Origin of the sequence: Actinoallomurus iriomotensis (assembly GCF_030269445.1) — a bacterium.
Classification (GTDB): Bacteria; Actinomycetota; Actinomycetes; order Streptosporangiales; family Streptosporangiaceae; genus Actinoallomurus; species Actinoallomurus iriomotensis.
This window is the reverse complement of record NZ_BSTJ01000028.1, coordinates 1-20,753: the sequence shown is the minus strand read 5'-3', so window position 1 is coordinate 20,753 and position 20,753 is coordinate 1. Positions and strand designations below refer to the sequence as shown.

General features: G+C 70.9%; 14 protein-coding genes. 3 read left to right on the top strand and 11 right to left on the bottom strand.

What is annotated here, in order from left to right:
* Positions 1-266: 266 nt before the first annotated feature.
* From QSK37_RS51170 to QSK37_RS51140, 7 genes are all read right to left on the bottom strand, one after another.
* A complete protein-coding gene (locus QSK37_RS51170; protein ID WP_285637374.1) occupies positions 267-1,649 on the bottom strand; it encodes an FAD-binding oxidoreductase in 1,383 nt (460 codons plus the stop codon).
* A 225-nt stretch (positions 1,650-1,874) separates the two neighbouring features.
* Positions 1,875-2,717, bottom strand: coding sequence for a formate dehydrogenase accessory sulfurtransferase FdhD (gene fdhD, locus QSK37_RS51165; protein ID WP_285637371.1), 843 nt, complete (start codon positions 2,715-2,717; stop codon positions 1,875-1,877).
* Entirely contained in the window at positions 2,710-3,654 is a 945-nt protein-coding gene (locus QSK37_RS51160) for a 2Fe-2S iron-sulfur cluster-binding protein (protein ID WP_285637367.1), read from the bottom strand. Before QSK37_RS51160 ends, fdhD begins: the two co-directional genes overlap by 8 nt.
* A 35-nt stretch (positions 3,655-3,689) precedes the next feature.
* Positions 3,690-5,549 carry an NAD(P)H-dependent oxidoreductase subunit E gene (locus QSK37_RS51155; RefSeq protein ID WP_285637364.1) on the bottom strand — a complete coding sequence of 620 codons (1,860 nt, stop codon included), beginning with the start codon at positions 5,547-5,549 and terminating at the stop codon, positions 3,690-3,692.
* 1 nt (position 5,550) lies between these two features.
* Positions 5,551-7,482, bottom strand: a complete 1,932-nt coding sequence (locus tag QSK37_RS51150) for a molybdopterin oxidoreductase family protein (RefSeq protein WP_285637361.1) — start codon at positions 7,480-7,482, stop codon at positions 5,551-5,553.
* An 82-nt stretch (positions 7,483-7,564) separates the two neighbouring features.
* Entirely contained in the window at positions 7,565-9,484 is a 1,920-nt protein-coding gene (locus QSK37_RS51145; protein ID WP_285637358.1) for a molybdopterin oxidoreductase family protein, read from the bottom strand.
* 17 nt (positions 9,485-9,501) lie between these two features.
* Complete coding sequence (locus QSK37_RS51140; RefSeq protein WP_349498063.1) at positions 9,502-10,605, bottom strand: 2-dehydropantoate 2-reductase; 1,104 nt, start codon at positions 10,603-10,605, stop codon at positions 9,502-9,504.
* Here QSK37_RS51140 and QSK37_RS51135 point away from each other — a divergent pair.
* Positions 10,588-11,838 carry a molybdopterin molybdotransferase MoeA gene (locus QSK37_RS51135; RefSeq protein ID WP_349498062.1) on the top strand — a complete coding sequence of 417 codons (1,251 nt, stop codon included), beginning with the start codon at positions 10,588-10,590 and terminating at the stop codon, positions 11,836-11,838. The genes QSK37_RS51140 and QSK37_RS51135 overlap by 18 nt on opposite strands.
* A gap of 216 nt (positions 11,839-12,054) precedes the next feature.
* On the top strand, positions 12,055-12,747 hold the full coding sequence (locus QSK37_RS51130) for a GntR family transcriptional regulator (protein ID WP_285637352.1): 693 nt from the start codon (positions 12,055-12,057) through the stop codon (positions 12,745-12,747).
* On the opposite strand, the gene QSK37_RS51125 is transcribed toward QSK37_RS51130, so the two are convergent.
* The 4 genes from QSK37_RS51125 to QSK37_RS51110 form a co-directional block, all read right to left on the bottom strand.
* On the bottom strand, positions 12,740-14,131 hold the full coding sequence (locus QSK37_RS51125; RefSeq protein ID WP_285637349.1) for an OFA family MFS transporter: 1,392 nt from the start codon (positions 14,129-14,131) through the stop codon (positions 12,740-12,742). The two genes, QSK37_RS51130 and QSK37_RS51125, sit on opposite strands and share 8 nt — an antisense overlap.
* A gap of 174 nt (positions 14,132-14,305) precedes the next feature.
* A complete protein-coding gene (locus QSK37_RS51120) occupies positions 14,306-16,441 on the bottom strand; it encodes an acetate--CoA ligase family protein (RefSeq protein WP_285637347.1) in 2,136 nt (711 codons plus the stop codon).
* 1 nt (position 16,442) lies between these two features.
* Complete coding sequence (frc, locus tag QSK37_RS51115) at positions 16,443-17,672, bottom strand: formyl-CoA transferase (RefSeq protein WP_285637344.1); 1,230 nt, start codon at positions 17,670-17,672, stop codon at positions 16,443-16,445.
* A gap of 13 nt (positions 17,673-17,685) precedes the next feature.
* Positions 17,686-19,386 (bottom strand): thiamine pyrophosphate-binding protein, encoded by a 1,701-nt coding sequence (locus QSK37_RS51110; protein WP_285637341.1) that lies wholly within the window; start codon positions 19,384-19,386, stop codon positions 17,686-17,688.
* Positions 19,387-19,603: 217 nt separating this feature from the next.
* Here QSK37_RS51110 and sucC point away from each other — a divergent pair.
* The coding region (gene sucC / locus QSK37_RS51105; protein WP_285637338.1) for an ADP-forming succinate--CoA ligase subunit beta at positions 19,604-20,753 on the top strand (1,150 nt) is incomplete at its 3' end.

Here is a 20,753-nt window from a genome sequence, read left to right as displayed (position 1 = left end):
CAATCCGGCACGCTTCCCGACTGCTCATGCCCTGATCCATAAGCCGGAAGTATTCCTCCCGCTCACGGACCAGGGCCTTGCCCCGCGGCTTACGATCCACACGGATCTCGAAGGCCATCGAACTCCCTGGTCAGGGATGTTGCAACGGCCCCTCGAATCCGCCTCCCGAGGTGGGGGGCTCCGCCCCCCACAGGCCCCCCACGGGTACGTGCCCGGAGGGGGGTTCTTTCTTTCCGGCTCTTCGGCGTCACAGCAGCCGGAATGGTTCAGTTGGCGACCGCTGGAGGGACGTTCTGGTTGAGTCGAAAGAGATTATCGGGATCCCAGGCCCGCTTGATTTCGGCCAACCGGTGGTAATTGTCGCCGTAGGCTCTGCGGACCCCCTCGGGCCCCTCGTCGGCGAGGTGGTTGACCTCCACGCCGGTCGCCCATGACCGTGTCGCCGTCCATAGCCGGTCAGCCCAGTCGATGTGCGTCCGCGGGTTTTCGTCGTGCGCCGACCAAGCTGCCCCGATTTCCAGGCAGTAGGACGCGTCCCGGTGTCGGAAGGCGGTAGCGTCGGCGGCGACTCCGGCCACGGCCCCACCCATTGGCAGCAGGATCACGGCGTTCTCCGGCGAACTCGGCCTGCCGCCGAAATCAATCACTGTTTCGATCAGTTCCTCGGTTATCGGACCGCCCAGATGAGAGCGCATGTGATAGGGCGTGGATTGTCCCTGTGCGTCGAACATGTGCTGGAGGATCTCGAAGGAAGTCGGTTCGATCAGATCGGCGAACGGCTCGCCGAAGCCACGCATGGGCGCGAGCTCTCGCTCCCCATCAGCGAGGGTCCCGACGTAACACATCGCCAGCGCGAGCACAGGCTTTCCGTGCAGTTCCCGGGGAACGAACGGCGCCGGCGGGGCGGCGAGGATCGCCGGCGCCACATTGACCTCATCGGGAGCGCTCCGGCCGTACTGGGCGAGGAGGCGGAGCACCTCGGCGGCGTCGTCCAACCGGTGCATGACCAGCCCGCCGAGCAGCCGGTCGACCGGGTGCAGGCGCAAGGTGAACTCGAGGACGACCCCGAGATTGCCGCCGCCCCCGCGCAGGCCCCAGTACAGGTCCTGATTCTCGTCGGCACTCGCCCGGACGATCTTCCCCGAAGCGGAGAGGACGTCGGCGGAGACGAGGTTGTCGCAGGCAAGCCCGAACACCCGCGCGAACCATCCGTTGCCCCCTCCAAGCGTCAGCCCGGCGACGCCCACATCTGCCACGTGCCCACCGACTGGCACGAGGCCGTACTGCGCGGTCGCCGCGGTGAGATCACCCCACCGAACACCAGGGCCGACCTTGGCCGTCCGCTGCTCCACGCCGACGACGATCTGCTTCATCGGGCTCAGGTCCAGGACCAGCCCGCCCTCGGTCGTCGAGAAGCCGGGGAAGCTGTGCCCGCCGCTGCGGACGGCGACTTCGAGGCCGGTGTCCCGTGCGACCGCCAATGCCGAGACGGCATCGTCCCGGGTTCGGCAGCGTGCGATGGCAGCGGGTTTGCGGTCGATCAGTTGATTCCAAACGCGGCGGGCCGATTCGTAGCCGGCGGCCTCGGGCAGGATCACCTCGCCGTCGAAGCCTTCAGCCAACGTGCGGAGCGCGTTCTCGGTATTCACGTCCCCCTCCAATACTCGAGCACACAGGGGTCGGGCCATCGTGCACGTAACGTGGGCCGAGGACATCCCGCAGCTGGCGTACTGAGCGGTACGCATACTGGAGGGTTCCAGGGGGTCGCCCCCTGCGAAAGCGGAGACCGGCGGGCGCAGGGGGCTGCCACCCGCCGGTCCCCTTCGTCTCCCGGTGGACCGCTCGGGTGGCCGCCCGGGTCCTCCAGGAAACGCTCAGTGGGCCGCCGCGACCGTGGCGCGGAGGCGTTCCGCCCCGGCGTAGACGTTCATGGTCGTGCCGCGTAGGAAGCCGATCAGCGTCAGGCCCGTCTCCTCCGCGAGTTCGACCGCCAGCGAGGACGGGGCGGAGACCGCCGCCATCGCCGGGATGCCGGCCATCACCGCCTTCTGCGCGAGCTCGAACGACGCGCGGCCGGACACGAGCAGGGTTGTCCCGGCCAGGGGGAGCAGGTCGCGCTGGAGCGCCCAGCCGACCAGCTTGTCCACCGCGTTGTGGCGGCCGACGTCCTCGCGCACGCACAGCGGGGAACCACTCGCGTCGAACAGGCCCGCGGCGTGCAGGCCTCCCGTGCGCGCGAAGACCCGCTGCGCCGCCCGCAGGCGGTCCGGCAGCGCCGCCACCGCTTCGGGATCGAGCCGGAGGGGATCCTCCCGTACGCTCCAGCGCGCCACCGTCCGCACGGCGTCGAGACTCGCCTTCCCGCACAGCCCGCACGAGGAGGTCGTGTAGAAGTTGCGCTCCAGCGTGAAGTCCGGCAGCACCACCCCGTCCGCGAGCCGTACGTCCACGATGTTGTAGGTGTTGCCGCCCTCGTCCGTGGCGCCGGCGCAGTAGGCGATCGCGCGGATCTCGTCCGCGCGCGCCACCACGCCCTCGCCGACCAGGAACCCCGCCGCCAGTTCGAAGTCGTCGCCGGGCGTGCGCATCGTGACGGTCAGCGGACGGCCGCCGAGCCGGATCTCCAGCGGCTCCTCCACCACCAGTGTGTCCGTACGGGCGGTCGGCACGCCCGCGGACACCCGGGTCATCCGGCGCCGGAGCGTGCGCCTACCCACGGTTCTGGACGTGCTGGAAGCCGAAGCGGCCCTTGACGCACAGGTTGCCGTGGGTGACCGGGTTGTCGTGCGGCGAACCGACCTTCACGATCTCGTTGTCCTGGACGTGCAGGGTCACGTTGCAGCCCACGCCGCAGTAGGTGCAGATCGTCGTCGTCTCGGTCTGCCGCGACTCGTCCCACGTGCCGGCCGCACGCATGTCGTACTCGCTCTTGAACGACAGCGCTCCGGTCGGGCACACCTCGATGCAGTTCCCGCAGTACACACAGGCCGAGTCGGGCAGGGGTGCGGCGTGCTCGGTGGAGATCCGCGCGTCGAAGCCGCGGCCCGCGACGCCGATGGCGAAGGTGTTCTGCCACTGCTCGCCGCACGCGTCGACGCACTTGTAGCACAGGATGCACTTGCCGTAGTCGCGTACGTAGAGGTCGTTGTCCACCTTGGCGGGCTGCGCGACGGTGGCCGCCGTAGCCCCGTCCGTGGCCTCGTGCGCGCCCGGATGCCGGGCGTCCCGGTCCGTGGACGGCTCGCCCCGCGGGCCGAAGCGCTCCGGCCACGCGCCGTACTCCTCGCTCCACTCCGCCGCGCCGGGCGTCGTCGACAGGTCGGTCGAGGAACCCAGGAGTTCGAGCACGAGCCGCCGGCTGTGCCGGACCCGCTCGCTGTCGGTCGTGATCTCCATGCCGGGCTCGACGCGACGCGAGCAGGCCGGTACGAGCGTGCGGGAGCCCGTCACCTCGACCACGCAGACCCGGCAGGCGTTCTTCGGCGTCAGCGTGTCGCCGTAACACAGGGTCGGCGTGCCGGAGCAGGCGGCGAGAATGGCCGAACCCTCGGGCACCCGCACCGGTTCGCCGTCGACGGTGACGTCGACGAGCCGACGCGGCGGAGCGAGCGGAACGACGGTCGTGAGCCCTCCTTCGTCGGGGCGTGTGACCACTGGGGCGTGTCTTTTGATTTCCTCGCTTCGCTCGGTCATGAGGCTCTGCCCTTCTCACCGTCGGCGAAGACGCCGAGGCGGTCGATCGCTGATTCGACGGCGTTCCAGGCGGTCTGGCCGAGGCCGCAGATGGAGGCGTCGCGCATGGCGCGGCCGACGTCGCGCAGCAGCGCCACGTCGGCCGCTCCCGAGCCCCGTGCCAGGCGGTGAAGCGCCTCCTCCTGCCGTACGGTGCCCACCCGGCAGGGCACGCACTGGCCGCAGGACTCGTCACGGAAGAACGCCGCGATCCGCAACAGCACCCCGGTCAGGTCCACGCTGTCGTCGAGGGCCAGCACGACGCCGGAGCCGAGACTGGCGCCGGCCGCGCGCGTGCCCTCGAACGTGAGGGGGATGTCCAGCTCGCCGGGCCGCACGAACGAGCCCGCGGCACCGCCGAGCAGCACCGCTCGTAGCCGGCGGCCCTCGGGGACGCCGCCGGCCAGGGTCAGCAGCTCGCGCAGCGTGGCCCCGAACGGCAGCTCGTAGATCCCGGGGCGGCGCACCGTGCCGGACAGGCAGAACAGTTTGGTCCCGGTCGATCCGCCCGTCCCGACGGCGGCGTATGCGGCGGCGCCACCGGTCAGGATGGGCAGTACGTTGACGAGCGTCTCGACGTTGTTGACGACGGTGGGCTTGCCGAACAACCCCTTCTCGACCGGGAACGGCGGCTTGCTGCGGGGCTCGCCGCGGTACCCCTCGATCGAGTTGAAGATCGCCGTCTCCTCGCCGCAGATGTACGCGCCGCCGCCGCGCCGGATCTCCACGTCGAAGTCGAACCCGGATCCGAGGATGTCGGCGCCCAGCAGGTTCCGCTCACGCGCGCGCTCGACGGCGTTCGTGAGGAGCCACAGCGCGCGGGGATACTCGCCGCGCAGGTAGAGGAAGCCGCGGCGGCAGCCCGTGGCGTACGCCGCCACGGTCATGGCCTCGATCACCGCGAACGGGTCGCCCTCCATGACGACCCGGTCCTTGAAGGTGCCGGGTTCGCTCTCGTCCGCGTTGCAGACCAGGTAGTGCGGATGGTCGGGCTGGCGCGCGGTGGCGTCCCACTTGCGCCCGGTCGGGAACGCCGCGCCGCCGCGGCCGACCAGGCCGGCGTCGAGCACCTCGCGGATGATCGCGGCCGGGCCGAGCGCGAACGCCCTCCGCAGCGCGCGGTACCCGCCGGCCGCCCGATAGTCGTCGAGGCTCGCCGGGTCCACGGCGCCGACCCGGCGCAGCAGGACCAGTCCGTCCTGGCCCGCCTGGGGGACCGCCGCGCGCGCGGGCGGCTCGTCGCCGGCCCGGTCCGGTGCGGCGGCCGCCCGGGTCACCGCCTCGGCCGTGGCCGGTCCGACCACGGCCGTCCGCGGGCACTCACCCGCCTCCAGCACCAGCGCCGCCGGCGCACGCTCGCACAGCCCCAGGCACGGGCTGTGGTGCCAGACCACGTCGCCGTCGCCGTCGGGCCGCCCGTGCGGGCCGAGTGAGCCGTCCAGGGCCCGGCACAGCTCCTCCGAACCCTGGGCACGGCAGGCCAGGTCGGTGCACACGTGGACGACGCGCCGCGGCCGCGGCTCGACGGACAGCAGCGCGTAGAAGGTCGCCACCCCGTACGCCTCGGCGGGCGCGACGGTCAGCCGCCGGCAGATGTAGTCCAGCGCGCCCTCGCTGATCCAGCCCACCCGGTCGTTGACCGCGTGCAGCGCGGGGAGCAACAGGTCCCGCCGTTCCCGTGCCTCGTGGCCGCCCCGCGCGGTCCGGATGTCGTCGCGGACGCCGCCGTCCCAGGCCGAGGAGGGCGGGCCGAGCAGCACGTCGACCGCCTCGCGTTCCTCCTCGGTCGGCGCCACGTCACGGAAGCGAAGGTCCATGTCAGTGCCCTCCGGCCGGCCCGAGGACCTTCTCGACCCGTACCGCGGTGGCCTTGTACTCGGCGGTGCCGGCGATCGGGTCGGTGGCCTCGATGGTCAGGCTGTTGGTGTCCACCTCGTCGGGGAAGTGCATGGTCATGAAGACCAGGCCGGGCCGCAGCGCCGGGTCCACGAACGCCGGGGCCGTGACGGTGCCACGCCGGGAGGAGATCCGGACCTGTTCGCCCGGTACGACACCGAGGCGTTCGGCGTCCTCGGGGGACAGTTCGACGTTCTCCCCGCGGCGCAGCGGCGAGGCGAACCCGCCGGACTGGACGCCGGTGTTGTAGGAGTCGAGCCGGCGGCCGGTGGTGAGCCGCAGCGGGAACTCCTGGTCGAGCCGGTCCACCGGCGGTGAGTGGCGCAGCACCGCGAACGGCGCGGGACGCCCGCGGACCTCCGGGTCGGTCTCCCACAGCCGGGAGTGCAGGAACGAGGGTTCCAGCCGGTCCTCGGAGTAGCAGGGCCACTGGATGCCCTGCCGTTCCTCCAGCCGCGCGTAGGTCATGCCCGCGTGGATGGGGGAGAGCGACCGCACCTCGTCCCAGATGTCCTCGGCGCGTTCGTAGTGCCAGTCGTGCCCGAGCCGGCGCGCCAGCGCGCACATGATCTCGATGTCGTCGCGGGCCTCGCCGGGCGGGTCGAGGGCCTTGCGGACGCGCTGGACGCGCCGTTCGCTGTTGGTCATGGTGCCGTCGGACTCGCACCACGCGGCGCCGGCGGGCAGGACGACGTCGGCCATGCGGGCGGTCTTGGTGAGGAAGATGTCCTGGACGACCAGGTGGTCGAGCAGGCCGAGCCGCTTGACGGTGTGCTCGGCGTCCGCCTCGGACTGGGTGGGGTTCTCCCCGATGATGTACGCGGTGGTCATCGTGCCCGCGCCCATCGCGGCCAGCATGTCGGTGAGGTTGAGCCCGTGGCGGGGCTGGATCTCCCGTCCCCAGGCCCGGGCGAACCGCGCGCGCACCGCGGGGTCGAGGATGTCCTGGAACCCGGCCAGGCGGTCGGGGATGGCGCCCATGTCGCCGCCGCCCTGGACGTTGTTCTGTCCGCGCAGGGGGTTGAGTCCGGATCCGTAGCGGCCGACGTGGCCGGTGAGCAGGGCCAGGTTGATCAGGGCGCGGACGTTGTCGGTGGCGTTGTGGTGTTCGGTGATGCCGAGCGTCCAGCACAGCTGGGCCCGGTCCGCGCGTGCGTAGGCGTGGGCGAGTTCGCGGATGGCGGCGGCGGGTACGCCGGTCTCGCGCTCGGCGGCCGCCGGGGTCCAGGGCTCGACCGACGCGGCGAACTCCGCGAACCCGCTGGTGCCGCGCTCGATGAACGTGGTGTTGTGCAGGCCGGCGTGGATGATCTCGCGGGCGATCGCGTTCGCGAGCGGGATGTCGGTGCCGACGTTCAGGCCGAGCCAGCGGTCCGCCCACCGGGCCGTGCTCGTGCGCCGCGGGTCGACCGCGAACACGCGAGTGCCCCGGCGGATCGCCTTGAGCACGTGCTGGAAGAAGATCGGGTGCGCCTCGCGTGCGCTGGATCCCCAGAGCACGATGAGGTCGGTGTCCTCGATCTCCTGGTAGGAGGAGGTCCCGCCGCCACTGCCGAACGCGGCGGCCAGGCCGGCGACGCTGGGGGCGTGGCAGGTGCGGTTGCACGAGTCGACGTTGTTGGTGCCGATCACCACGCGGGTGAACTTCTGGGCGACGTAGTTCATCTCGTTGGTCGCCCGCGCGCAGGAGAACATCCCGAACGCGTCCGGCCCGTGGGCCTCGACGTTGCGGCGGAAACCCTCGGCCGCGCGGTCCAGGGCCTCGTCCCAGGACGCGGGCCGGAGTTCGCCGGCGTCCCGGACGAGCGGGCGGGTCAGGCGGACGTACGGCGTGCGGGGGGTCTTCTTCGCCATGCCGGTCCCATTTCTCGCGTCGAAGACTGTATACGATCTACCGTATGCCAGGCCCCTCGTCCGGGCAATGGCCGTTCGCGGATCACCTCTCCTCTCCGGCGGGCCCGTCACCGGAAAGCCGCTCGACGCGGATCGCCGTCGCCTTGTACTCGGCGGTGCCGGCGATCGGGTCGGTGGCCTCGATGGTCAGGCTGTTGGTGTCCACCCGGTCGGGGAAGTGCGGGGTCATGAACGCCAGCCCGGGCCGCAGCGCCGGGTCGACGGCCACCGGCGCGGTCACCGAGGCGCGCCGGGAACTGACCCGCGCCAGTTCGCCGGGGGCGAGGCCGAGCCGCTCGGCGTCCTCGGGCGACAGCTCGATCGCCTCCTCGCGTCGCGCCGGAAACGCCAGCCCGCCCGACTGGACGCCCGTGTTGTAGGAGTCGAGCCGGCGGCCGGTGGTGAGCCGCAGCGGGAACTCCTCGTCGAGGACGTCCACGGGGAGCCGGTGCCGGGGGATCCCGAACGGCGCGGGCGTGCCGCGCCGCTCCGGATCGGCCGCCCAGAGACGCCCGTGCAGGTACGGCGGCTCCAGCCGGTCCTCGGTGAAGCACGGCCACTGGACGCCCTGCAGCTCCTCCAGCCGCCGGTAGCTCATCCCGGCGAAGATCGGGGCCAGCGACCGCACCTCGTCCCAGATCTCCTCCGCCGACGGGGCGCCCCAGTCGTGGCCCAGGCGCCGGGCCAGGTCGGAGATGATCGCGATGTCGTCGCGGGCCGCGCCGGGCGGGTCGAGGGCCTTGCGGACCCGCTGCACGCGCCGTTCGCTGTTGGTCACGGTCCCCTCGCTCTCGCACCAGGCCGCGCTCGCGGGCAGGACGACGTCGGCCAGCCGGGCGGTCCTGGTCAGGAAGATGTCCTGGACGACGAGATGGTCGAGGTCGCCGAGCCGCTCGACCGTGCGTCCGGAGTCCGCCTCGGACTGCGCCGGGTTCTCGCCCACGCAGTACGCGGTGGTCAGCTCACGCCGGTCCATCGCCTCCAGCATCTGGGTCAGGTGCATGCCGTGGCGCGGCTGGATCTCCCGGCCGTACGCGGCGCCGAACCGTGCCCGTACCGCGGGGTCGAGGATGTCCTGGAAGCCCGGCAGCCGGTTGGGGATGGCGCCCATGTCGCCGCCGCCCTGGACGTTGTTCTGTCCGCGCAGGGGGTTGAGTCCGGATCCGTAGCGGCCGACGTGGCCGGTGAGCAGGGCCAGGTTGATCAGGGCGCGGACGTTGTCGGTGGCGTTGTGGTGCTCGGTGATGCCGAGCGTCCAGCACAGCTGGGCGCGGTCCGCGCGTGCGTAGGCGTGGGCGAGTTCGCGGATGGCGGCGGCGGGCACGCCGGTCTCGCGCTCGGCGGCCTCCGGCGTCCACGGTTCGACGGCGGCGGCCAGTTCGGCGAAGCCGGTCGTGGCCCGGCCGACGAACGCCTCGTTGACCAGCCCCGCGTGGATGATCTCGCGGGCGACCGCGTTCGCGAGCGGGATGTCGGTGCCGACGTTCAGACCGAGCCAGCCGTCGGCCCACTCGGCCGAGCCGGTACGGCGCGGATCGACGACGAACAGGCGTGCTCCGTCGCGCACTCCCTTCAGGACGTGGTGGAAGAAGATGGGGTGTGTCTCCCGGGCGTTGGACCCCCACAGGATGATGAGGTCGGTCTCCTCGATCTCCCGGTACGACGAGGTGCCACCCCCGGCACCGAACACGGCCGCCAGACCGGCGACGCTGGGAGCGTGTCAAGTGCGGTTGCAGGAGTCGATGTTGTTGGTCCCGATGACCTGCCGCACGAACTTCTGCGCCACGTAGTTCATCTCGTTGGTCGCGCGCGAGCAGGAGAACATCCCGAACGCGTCCGGTCCATGGGCCTCGACGTTGCGGCGGAAGCCCTCGGCCGCGCGGTCGAGGGCCTCCTCCCACGAGGCGGTGCGCAACTCGCCGCCGTCGCGGACCAGGGGCTCGGTGAGACGGGTGTAACGCATGGCCTTCTCCTCGGGTGTCAGGCGGGAACCGCGCTGCGGGCGGCCGCGGTGATCTTCTCGTTGGTCAGCCCCGCGACGGCGTTGATCGCCCGCAGGGCGGGGACACGCGTGCCGGTCAGGTCGGCGAGCTCGACCACGGCCGCCAGGATCACGTCCAGCTCCAGCGGCTTGCCCTTCTCCAGGTCCTGGAGCGTGGAGGTCTTGTGGTGGCCGGTACGCTCGGCGCCCGCCAGCCGCCGGCCGATGGAGATCCCCGGACGGCAGCCGAGCCGCTCGGCGACGTCGAGGGTCTCGCGCATCATCGTGATCACCAGCTCGCGGGTGTCGCGGTACCGGCAGATGTCCAGCATCGTCGCCCGGCTCAGCGCGCTGATCGGGTTGAAGGCGATGTTGCCCATGAGCTTGATCCAGATGTCCTTGCGCAGGTCCGGCTCGACCGGGCACTTCAGGCCACCGGCGACCATCGCCTCGCTGAACGCCCGGCAGCGGTCCGACACCGTTCCGTCCGGCTCGCCGACGGAGAACCGGGTGCCCTCCAGGTGCCGGATCACGCCGGGCGCCGCGATCTCGGTCGCGGCGTAGACGACGCAGCCGATGGCGCGCTCGGGCGGGATGGCGGCGGTCACCGCGCCGCCGGGGTCGACCGTCTCGACGCGGTAGCCCTCGTACGGGCCCGGCAGCCGGTGGAAGTACCACCAGGGGATGCCGTTCTGCGCCGCGATGACGGCGGTGCGCTCGGTGGTGAGCGGGGCCAGGATCGGGCCGCAGCTCGCGTAGGCGTTTGCCTTGAGCCCGAGGAAGACGTGGTCGACCGGACCGATCTCGCGGGGGTCGTCGGTGGCCGGGGGCCGGGCGGTGAAGTCTCCGCGCGGGCTGAGCACCCGCACGCCGTCCCGCCGGATGGCCTCCAGGTGGGGGCCGCGGGCGATCAGGTGGACCTCGACCCCGGCGCGGTGCAGGGCTGCTCCGACATAGGCGCCGATCGCACCGGCGCCGACAACAGCGACTCTCACGGGAACTCCGTTCTCGTGGGCTACTGTATTTTGTCTACAGTATCCCTCTATAGTGGTCAAGGATGAGTTCGCGCGTCCGAGGAGGCGAAGGTGGCTGGTGGCCCGCACGGCCTGCAGAGCCGGCGAGACCCGGGTGACGGGTCCGGCGGATGCGGCGCCCGACCGTCCACACCGTCCGCGCCGCGCCCCGCGACGGCGGCCATGCCCTGGCGTCTCGCGCGGGCCATGGCCGCCGCGGCGACGCCCCTCGACGTTCTGGACCTGCCGGTGGAGGACGCCGGCGGGGCCGTTCTCGCCGGCCCGGTGCGGGCACGCGCCGACCTGCCGGCCTTCGACGCCGCGGCGATGGACGGGTACGCCGTGGCGGGCCCGGGCCCCTGGCGGCCGGCCGGCCGTGTCCTGGCCGGCCGGACCGCCCCGGGCGCGGTCGGCGCCGGCGAGGCGGTGGAGATCGGGACGGGCGCTCCGGTCCCGTACGGCACGAGAGCGGTCGTGCCGTACGAGGCGGTGACGTGTGCGGACGGCCGGCTGCACGGGCCCTTCGTGGCCGGCCGCCACATCCGGCGCCGCGGCGAGGACTGCCGGGCGGACACCAAGGTGGTCCCCGCCGGATCGGTCGTCACCCCGGTCGTGCAGGGGCTGGCGGCGAGCGTGGGGCACGACCTGCTCCGCGTCCGCCGCCGGCCCCGTGTGGCCGTTCTGGTGACCGGGGACGAGCTCACCTTCTCCGGGCTTCCCGGCGTGGGCCGCGTGCGGGACGCGATCGGGCCGATGCTGCCCGGTCTGATCGACTGGGTCGGCGGACGGGCCGCTCCGCCGGTCCGCGTCGCCGACGAGAGGGCGTCGCTCGCCACCGCCATCGCCGACGCGGGGGAGGCGGACGTCGTCGTGGTGTGCGGCTCGTCCTCCAGGGGCGCCGCCGACCACCTGCGCGCCGTGCTGCGGGTGTCGGAGGCGGAGTTCCTGGTCGAGGGTGTGGCGTGCCGGCCCGGTCATCCGCAGCTGCTCGCCCGGCTCGCCGACGGCCGGCCGGTCGTCGGCCTGCCCGGCAACCCCTACGCCGCGCTCGTCGCGGCGCTGACGTTGCTCGCGCCGCTGCTCGGCGCGCTGACCGGGCGGCTCGCCGCCGGCGGTGGCCGGGTTCGGCTCGACTCGCGTGTCACCGCCCATCCGGTGGACACCCGCGTCGTGGCGGTGCGCCGGGAGGGCGCGAAGGTCGTGCCGGTGGGCCGGGACCGGCCCGGCCTGCTCTGGGGAGCAGCGCTGGCCGACGCGCTGGCCGTCGTTCCTCCCGGGTGGCGGGGAGAGGAAGTGGAGCTGCTCGCCCTGCCGTCCCGATAACGATTCGCGGCAATTCGTCCTCGGGCGTTCCACGGCACCGTGAAGCGGCTTATCGGTTATTTGTGCGTTCCGCCGTATTTCGGGGAGAAAAGCCGTGCCGGTCGTTGCCGGGGCGCGCGGAAATGGTGTGAGAACCGCCACGTGGGCGACGGCCTCGGCCATCCGCATGTAGGCAGTAGACTGTACACAGAAGACCTCAGATCTCGAGGAGTCGGCATGTCGTTCTTCACCGATAACGCGGAGAGCGTGGACATGCCTCGGCTGACGCGTCCCGCCCCGCTCCGTGAAGGCGTCTACGAGGCCCTGCTCGAGCTGATCGTGACGCGGGTGCTCAAGCCGGGGCAGCACCTCGTCGAGAGCGACCTGGCGACGCGTCTCGGCATCTCCCGGCAGCCGGTGCGCGAGGCTCTCCAGCGGCTCAGCACCGAAGGCTGGGTCGACCTGCGGCCGGCCCAGGGCGCCTTCGTGCACACGCCGACCGAAGAGGAGGCCGACCAGCTGCTGGCCGTGCGCTCCCTGCTGGAGGCGGAGTCGGCGCGGCTGGCCGCGGCCAACGTCACCCCCGAGGCGATCGCGCGGTTGCGGGAGATCTGCGAGCGCGGGGTGGCGGCGCTCGACGCCGACGAGGTCGACGCCGTCGTCGCCGCGAACGCCGAGTTGCACGCCGCCATCGTCGAGCTCGCGGGCAACAAGGTCCTGGCCGAGCTGGCGGCGCAGGTGGACCGGCGCGTCCGCTGGTACTACACGCCCGTCGCCCGGCAGCGAGGGCCGGAGTCCTGGACGGAGCACGCGGCGCTGATCGACGCGCTCGCCGCACACGACGGCGAACGGGCCGCGCAGATCATGCGTGAGCACACCGAGCACACGCGCCGGTCCTATCACCAGCGTCCCGACCGGGAGGTCACATGATCTCCCGGCTGATCGGATAGGGGTTGGGCACGATCTTCCGCGCCTTCGGGCGGCCCGGCTGGCGCAGCGTCAGCGCGATGAGAGCCGACACCAGGCCCATCACGCCGGCGAGGGTGTAGGCGCCGTCGTAGTCCCAGGCGCCGATGACGACGGCGCCGAGGCCACCGCCGAACAGGCCGCTGACCAGCTTCGCGCTGTAAACCATCCCGTAGTTGCTGGCGTTGTGGTTCTCCCCGAAGTAGTCGGGCACCAGAGCCGCGAACATCGGGTAGAACGCGCCGCCGCCGAAGCCGGAGATGAACGCGAAGACCAGGAACATCACCTCGTTGTGCGCGTCGCCGGCCCACAGCGTGCCGAACTGCGCGAGCGCCTCGATGACGAGCACGACGATGAGAGCCTGCTTACGGCCGATCAGGTCGGAGAACCAGCCGACCACCGCGCGCCCGACGCCGTTCACCACGGCCAGGATGCCGGCCGACAGCGAGGCCATCAGCGGACCGAAGCCGAGGTCCTTGGCGAACGGCACCTCGAAGGAGATGCCGAAGATGGACACGCCGGAGATGAACGCCAGGCAGATCCACATCAGCGGGATCATGCCCGTGCGCATCGCCTCCATCGGGCTGAACTGGCGCACCGCCGGGGGGTTCTTCTCGAGGCTGACGCGCGCGCCGGTGTCCCTGGCCCTCGCGGGCTTCAACGGGTCGACGTGGTCGGGCCACCAGTTCTTCGGCGGGTCCTTGAAGAAGTACCCGCAGATCCCGATCGCGACGAGCACGAAGAGCCCGATCAGGTCGAGGACCTCGTGGTAGTCGCCGGTGTCGAAGGCGTAGTTGAAGATGATGATGAACGGCAGGGAGCCGTAGGCGAACCCGCCGTTGACGAACCCGGTGCGCGCGCCGCGCTTCTCCGGATACCACTTGCCGACCATGTTGATGCAGGTCGCGTACACGAGCCCGGCGCCGACGCCGCCCAGCACGCCGAAGCCGATGATGGCGCCGAAGACACTGTGCAGGTGGGAGATGGCGAGGAAGCCCGCCAGCGCCAGGCACGCGCCCAGCATCATCGCCCGGCGCGCCGTCAGGATGCCCTTCTCCCGCAGCCGGCCCGCCGGGAAGGCGACGCCCGCCTGGAAGAACACCCAGACGCTCAGGATCCAGAACGTGTTGCTGCTGGTCCAGCCGTGTGCGGTGGACAGGGTGTCCTCGGCCGACCCGTAGGCGTACTCGAAGACGCTGATGGCCATCATCGCCACCCACGGCAGTATCACCATGAGCGCGCGTGGGTGTCCCAGGATGTCGCGGTCGGTCTCGCCGACACGGTAGACGCGTCCGCGTTGGTCGGTGATCTCGGTGAACTTCGATGTCGGATTGGCAGTAGCGGTCATCTCGACCCCTCGTCGCGATGTGCTGGCGGTCGCCCCCTGTCCCCGATCTCTTCGCGCGTTCGGCCACCAAGCGCTTGTTAGGCACGCAGCATGGGCGTTCTCCTCCTGTGCGGGACGCATGAAGCCGGTGGCCCGCGGTCGACGGTGATGTGACCTACGGCCACCGGTGACAGGTCAGCCGGGCAGCAGGCCCGCGGCGCGTGCCCAGCGATACTTGGCGCCGAGCACCGCGACCGGCTTCTCCGTCGTGTAGGGGTAGGCGGGCACGCCGTGGTCGAACAGGTACTCGCTGGCCTGCTCCACCTCGGTGTCGCCGGCGAGCGAGGCGACCACGGGCTTGTCGACGCCCTGGGCGCGCGCCTCCGCGACGACGCGTGCGATGAGCTCGGCGAACACCATCGGCGGGGTCACGATCGTGTGCCAGTAGCCGAGGATCAGCGCGTGGATGCGCGGGTCCTCCAGGCCCAGGCGCACCGTCGCCTCGTACGTGGACGGCGGTTCGCCCCCGGTGATGTCGATGGGGTTGCCGGCGGCGCCGAACGGCGGGATGTACCGGCGGAACGCCTCGTCCAGGTCCGGCGGGATGTCCATCAGCGACAGCCCGGCGTCCACGCACGCGTCGGACAGCAGCACCCCGGAACCGCCCGCGCCGGTGATGATGACGACGTTCTCGCCCTTCGGCGCCGGCAGTGTCGGCAGCGCGTGGGCGTACTCCAGCATGTCGTTCAGGCCCGGCGCGCGGATCACGCCCGCCTGGCGGAGGATGTCGTCGTAGACCTTGTCGTCGCCGGCGAGCGCGCCGGTGTGGGAACTCGCCGCGCGGGCGCCGAGGCTGGTCCGGCCGGCCTTGAGCACGATGATCGGCTTCTTGCGCGACACCTCGCGGGCGGCCGCGACGAACGCGCGCCCGTCCTTCAGGTCCTCCAGGTGCATCGCGACGCACTGGGTGTTCTCGTCCTGCCCGAAGAACGTCAGCAGGTCGTCCTCGTCCAGGTCGGTCTTGTTGCCCAGGCCGACGATGGCCGACACGCCCATCTTCGTGGTGCGGCTGAAGCCGAGGATCGCCATGCCGATGCCGCCGCTCTGGGACGACAGCGCGACTCCGCCCTTGACGTCGTACGGCGTGCAGAACGTCGCGCAGAGATCCTCGGGCGTGTAGTAGTAGCCGTAGATGTTGGGACCGAGCAGCCGTACGCCGCGCCGGCGGGCGATCTCGACCACCTGCTCCTGCAACGCGTCGTTGCCGGTCTCGGCGAACCCGGAGGGGATCAGCACCGCCGCGGGCACCTTCTTCGCGCCGACCTCCTCCAGCACGGTGGGCACGAACTTCGCCGGTATGGTGAACACCGCGACGTCGACCTCGCCCGGCACGTCCGCGATGCTGCGGTAGGCCTTGCGGCCGCAGATCTCGTCGGCCTTGGGGTTGATCGGGTGGATCTCGCCCGCGTAGCCGCCGTCGATCAGGTTCCGCATCACGGAGTTGCCGATCTTGCCCACCTCGTTGGAGGCGCCGATCACCGCCACCGAACGCGGTTTCATCAGCCGGTTCATCACCGCGAGGATCTCCTCGGGGGTGTGCCGCGGCACCTCCCGCGGCGCGCCCTCGGCCAGCAGGACCCGTACGTCGGCCGCCACCGCGCCGTCGGCGGTGGCGAACACCGGGTTGAGGTCCAGCTCGGCGATCTCGGGGAAGTCGGCGACGAGATCGGAGACCCGCTGGATCATGCCGGCGAGGGCCGCACGGCTGATCGGCTCGGCGCCGCGCGCGCCGCGCAGCACGTCGGCGGCGGCGATGTCGTCGAGCATCGACAGCGCCTCCTCGCCGGTGGCCGGGGCCAGCCGGAAGGTGACGTCCTTCAGCACCTCGACCAGGACGCCGCCGAGCCCGAACGCGATGACCTTACCGAACGTCGGGTCGGTCGTCGCGCCGATGATGACCTCCTGGCCGGCGGGCACCATCCGCTGCACCTGGACGCCGAGGATCCGCGCGTCCGGGTCGTGCTCGCGCGCCGCCGCGACGATCCGCTCGTAACCGAGCCTGACCTCGTGCGGCGAGTCCAGGCCGACGAGCACGCCCCCGGCCTCGGTCTTGTGCAGGATGTCCGGCGAGACGATCTTCAGGACGACGGGCAGTCCCATGTCCACGGCGCGTGAGATCGCCTCGTCCGCCGAGGTGGCCAGGTCCTCCGCCGGTGTGGCGATGCCGTACGCGTCGCACAGCAGCCTGCCCTCCAGCGCGGTCAGCGCGGTGCGTCCCTCGGCCCGCACCGCGTCGAGCACGGCGCGCACCTCCGCGCGGTCGTATTCCACGTCAGATCACTCCATTCGCCTTGAGGGAGACGAGTTCGTCCTCCGGCAGGCCGAGCAGCCGCCCGAAGATCTCGTCGTTGTGCTCACCGAGGAGCGGCGACCGCTCGACCTCGACGGGGGAGTCCGACAGCTTCAGCGGGCAGCCGACCGTCTTGAAGGGACCGCGTACGGGGTGGTCGACCGTGACGATCATCTCGTTGCTGACCAGGCTCTCGTCCTCGATCAGCTCGGCGGTCGACAGGATCGGGCCGCAGGGGACGTTCTCGGCGTTGAGCTTGGCCAGCACCTCCCACTTGCCGTGCTGGGCGCTCCACTCCTCGATGAGCTGGAAGACCTTGGCCAGCTTGCCCAGCCGGGCCTCCGGGGTGCTCCACTCGGGATCGTCGGCCAACTCGGGCCGGCCCATCAGCCGCGCGATCGGCGCCCAGCCCTGCGGCTGGATGATCACATAGACGTAGTCGTTCGGGCCGCCCGGCGCGCACCTGACCGCCCATCCCGGCTGCCCGCCGCCCGACGCGTTGCCCGAGCGCGGCACCTCGTCGCCGAAGTCCTCGTTGGGGTACTCCGTGAGCGGGCCGGCGGCCAGCCGCTGCTGGTCGCGCAGCTTGACCCGGCACAGGTTGAGCACCGAGTGCTGCATGGCGACCGCGACCCGCTGACCGCGGCCGGTCGTGTTCCGCTGGTAGAGCGCGGCGAGTATCGCGGCGACGGTGTGGATGCCGGTGCCCGAGTCGCCGATCTGGGCGCCGGTCGCGGTCGGCGGCCCGTCCTCGAAGCCGGTCGTGCTCATCGACCCGCCCATCGCCTGGGCCACGACCTCGTAGGCCTTGAAGTTCGTGTACGGGCCCTCGCCGAAGCCCTTGATCGAGGCGAAGATGAGTCCGGGGTTCAGCTCGTGCAGTTTCTCCCAGCCGAATCCCAGGCGTTCGATCGTGCCGGGTCCGAAATTCTCCACGAGCACGTCGGAGCGCTTCACCAGATCGACGAAAATCTCTTTGGCCCGGTCGTTCTTGAGGTTGAGAGTGATGCTCTTCTTGTTGGCGTTGAGCATCGTGAAATAAAGGCTGTCGGCGTCCGGGACGTCCCGGAGCTGGCGCCGCGTGATGTCGCCGCCCGGCGCTTCGAGTTTGATGACGTCGGCACCGAGCCACGCGAGGATCTGAGTGCATGACGGTCCGGACTGAACGTGCGTCATGTCCAGGACCTTGACGCCGTCTAGTGCCTTTCCCATGGCGCTTTCCTTTTCACTTGTACATCGTCTGGTTCATGGTTCCGGGCGCGTACACGTCGGTGTCGATCCACACGTTGATGAGCGACGGCCTGCCCGACTCGCGGGCGCGTCGCAACGCGGGCCGGATGTCGCCGGGCTCGCGGACCTCCTCGCCGTAGCCGCCGAGCATCTTGGCGAACTCGCTGTACGGCACGTCGCCGAGCGTGTTGCCGACCCGCTCGCGGTCCCTGCCGTACTTGGCGCCCTGGCCGTAGCGGATCTGGTTCATCGAGGAGTTGTTGCCGACGATCCCGACGAACGGCAGGTCGAAGCGGACCAGCGTCTCGAAGTCCCAGCCGGTGAGGCTGAACGCGCCGTCGCCGAACAGGGCGACGACCTCCTTGTCCGGCCGGGCCTGCTTGGCGGCCATCACGAACGGGATGCCGACGCCGAGGGTGCCGAGCGGGCCGGGGTCCATCCAGTGCCCGGGCGACTTGGGCTGCACGACCTGGCCGGAGAAGGTGACGATGTCGCCGCCGTCGCCGACGTAGATCGAGTCCTCGGTGAGGAACTCGTTGATCTCGTGCACGAGCCGGTACGGGTGGATCGGCGACGCGTCGGAGTGCTGGAGCGGCAGCCGTTTCTCGTACGCCTTGGTCTCCTCGGCGCGCAACTCCTCCAGCCACGCCTTCCGCCCCGCGGCACCGTTGTCGGTCCGGCCGGAGGCGGCCTGCGTCACCGCGGACAGGATGAGGCCGGCGTCGCCGACGATGCCGAGGTCGACGTCGCGGTTCTTGCCGACGGTGCGGTAGTCCAGGTCGATCTGGACCACGGTCGCCTCGGGGGACAGGCGCCGCCCGTACCCCATCCGGAAGTCGAACGGCGTGCCGACGATGACGATGACGTCGGCGTTGTTGAACGCGTAGCGCCGGGAGAGCTGGTAGTGGTGCGGGTCGCCGGGCGGCAGGGTGCCGCGGCCGGCGCCGTTCATGTAGGCGGGCACGTTGAGCGTGCGCACCAGCTCGGTCGCCGCCTCGGTCGCGCGGGTGGTCCAGATCTGGCTGCCCAGCAGGACGCACGGCTTCTCGGCGTTCACCAGCAGGTCGGCGAGGCGTTCGATGGCCGCGGGGTCGCCCTGCCGGCGCGTCGACGCGCGGTACCCGCCCGCCCGCGGTACGCGGGCCCGGTCCCGCGGGACCTTGGCGTCGAGTACGTCGCGGGGGATCTCCAGGAACGACGGGCCCGGCGCGCCGTTGTAGCACTCGCGGAAGGCCATCGAGACGATGTCCGCGACGCGTTCGGTGTGCGGGACCGTGGCGGCGAACTTGGTGATCGGCGCCATCATGTCGACGTGCGGCAGGTCCTGCAGCGAGCCCATCTTGTGCTGGCTCAGCGCGCCCTGGCCGCCGATCAGCAGCATCGGGCTCTCGGCGCGCAGCGCGTTCGCGACGCCGGTGACGGCGTCGGTGGTCCCGGGGCCCGCCGTGACGACGGCGCAGCCGGTCTTGCCGGTGACGCGCGCGTGGCCGTCCGCGGCGTGCGCGGCGACCTGCTCGTGGCGGACGTCGATGACCTTGATGCCCTCGTCGACGCAGCCGTCGTAGATGTCGATGATGTGGCCGCCGCACAGGGTGTAGATCACGTCGACGCCCTCTGCCTTGAGGGCCTTGGCGACGAGATGCCCACCTGAGATGAGTTCCGTGGCTTGGGGTTCCGGCTCGGGGGACGTGGCCATGTCCTGTGTCAACTCCTCATGATCGAGGCTCGTCTCCTGGCGTAACACCAGGTCAGAGCCGCTTCGGTGCCGTGTTGGCGAGGATTGCATACAGTCGACGAATACTGTATGAAGACTGTGACACCCAATGCGTGGAATGTCCAGAGCGGAATTCGGTGCCGCGGCCGAGAGGCCGGATGGGGGCGCGGCCGACCGCGGACGGGCGGGAGGAACGCGAGTGGATCTGTTCGAACATCAGGCGAAGGAGCTCTTCGCGGAGTACGGCGTCCCGGTTCCCGCCGGCAAGATCGCTACGACGCCGGAGGAGGCTCGGGCGATCGCTGAGGAGTTCGCCGCGGCTGGTACCTCGCGTGTCGTGGTGAAGGCCCAGGTGAAGACCGGTGGCCGCGGTAAGGCCGGAGGCGTGAAGCTCGCCGACTCACCGGGGGAGGCGCAGGACGCGTCACGCCGCATCCTCGGCATGGACATCAAGGGCCACACCGTGCACAAGGTCCTGGTGGAGGAGGCCGGGGCGATCGCCCAGGAGTACTACTTCTCCTTTCTGCTCGATCGCGCCGGCCGTACGTTCTTGTCGATCTGTTCGGTCGAGGGCGGTATGGAGATCGAGGAGGTCGCGGCCTCTAGACCGGAGGCGGTCGCGCGGGTGCCGGTCGATGCGCTGAGCGGTGTGAATCGGGCCAGAGCGCGTGAGATCGCGGTCGCCGGGGGGCTGCCCGAGGCGGCGATCGAGGGCGCCGCAACCGTGATCGAACGACTCTGGCGCGTCTTCGTGGAGGAGGACGCCACGCTGGTCGAGGTGAACCCGTTGATCCTGACCGCTGATGGTCAGGTCAAGGCCCTGGACGGCAAGGTCACCCTGGATGGGAACGCGGCGTTTCGCCAGGTGGAGCATGAGGCGCTGGAGGATGCGGCGTCGGCGGATCCGCTGGAGGCCAAGGCCAAGGCGAAGGATCTGAACTACGTCAAGCTGGATGGTTCGGTCGGGATCATCGGTAACGGCGCGGGTCTGGTGATGTCGACCCTGGACGTGGTCGCTTACGCCGGTGAGCGGTACGGGGGGCAGAAGCCGGCGAACTTCCTGGACATCGGTGGTGGCGCGTCGGCTGAGGTGATGGCCAACGGCATGGAGATCGTGCTGGGTGACCCGAGCGTGAAGAGCGTGTTCATCAACGTGTTCGGCGGGATCACGTCGGGGGATGCGGTCGCGAACGGGATCGTTCAGGCGGTCAAGCTGCTGGGTGATCGGGGTGAGACGGTGGATCGGCCGATCGTGGTGCGGTTGGACGGCAACAACGCCGAGGAGGGCCGCCGGATTCTCAATGAGGCCGCGATCTCGGTGATCGAGCAGGTCGAGACGATGGATGAGG

Coding starts and splice junctions, on each gene's coding strand:
- QSK37_RS51155 (WP_285637364.1), bottom strand. CDS start 5,549: ATGGACCTTCGCTTCCGTGACGTGGCGCCGACCGAGGAGGAACGCGAG.
- QSK37_RS51150 (WP_285637361.1), bottom strand. CDS start 7,482: ATGGCGAAGAAGACCCCCCGCACGCCGTACGTCCGCCTGACCCGCCCG.
- QSK37_RS51130 (WP_285637352.1), top strand. CDS start 12,055: ATGTCGTTCTTCACCGATAACGCGGAGAGCGTGGACATGCCTCGGCTG.
- QSK37_RS51125 (WP_285637349.1), bottom strand. CDS start 14,131: ATGACCGCTACTGCCAATCCGACATCGAAGTTCACCGAGATCACCGAC.
- frc (WP_285637344.1), bottom strand. CDS start 17,672: ATGGGAAAGGCACTAGACGGCGTCAAGGTCCTGGACATGACGCACGTT.
- QSK37_RS51110 (WP_285637341.1), bottom strand. CDS start 19,386: ATGGCCACGTCCCCCGAGCCGGAACCCCAAGCCACGGAACTCATCTCA.